The sequence below is a fragment of the Caldisalinibacter kiritimatiensis genome (assembly GCF_000387765.1).
Classification (GTDB): Bacteria; Bacillota; Clostridia; order Tissierellales; family Caldisalinibacteraceae; genus Caldisalinibacter; species Caldisalinibacter kiritimatiensis.
In genome coordinates this window covers 1-383 of the sequence record NZ_ARZA01000263.1, presented here as the reverse complement: position 1 = coordinate 383, position 383 = coordinate 1, and the positions used below count along the sequence as shown (strand labels likewise).

The 383-nt window shown below is 29.2% G+C and carries 1 protein-coding gene; it reads left to right on the top strand.

Going from position 1 to position 383, the window contains the following annotated elements; genetic code table 11:
- Positions 1-282 (top strand): IS200/IS605 family transposase (tnpA, locus tag L21TH_RS11860; RefSeq protein ID WP_034430075.1); only part of this gene is annotated, 282 nt, incomplete at its 5' end.
- Positions 283-383 lie beyond the last annotated feature (101 nt).

The following is a 383-nucleotide window of genomic DNA, read 5'->3' as shown; positions in this document are numbered from 1 at the left end:
AAAAAAATTGCTGACGATAAAGGCTTTGTAATTCATACAATGGAAGTAATGCCGGACCATGTTCATTTATTTGTATCGGCACATCCGAAGATATCACCATCATATATTGTAAAAATGTTAAAAGGTATAAGTGGAAGAAAGCTTTTTATAAAACATCCAGAGCTTAAAAATAAACTTTGGAAGGGTAGATTATGGAATTCATCTTTTTATATAGAAACTATAGGTTCTATATCAGAAGAAAATATTAAAAGGTATATTGAAAACCAAAAGACAAGGGGTTAAAAAGATGCCAGATAAAGAAATTATCATATTAACTAAAAAATTTCATTTGAAGCCTACTGAGGAGCAAAGTATTATATTAGGTAGTATGTGCAAATCTTCAG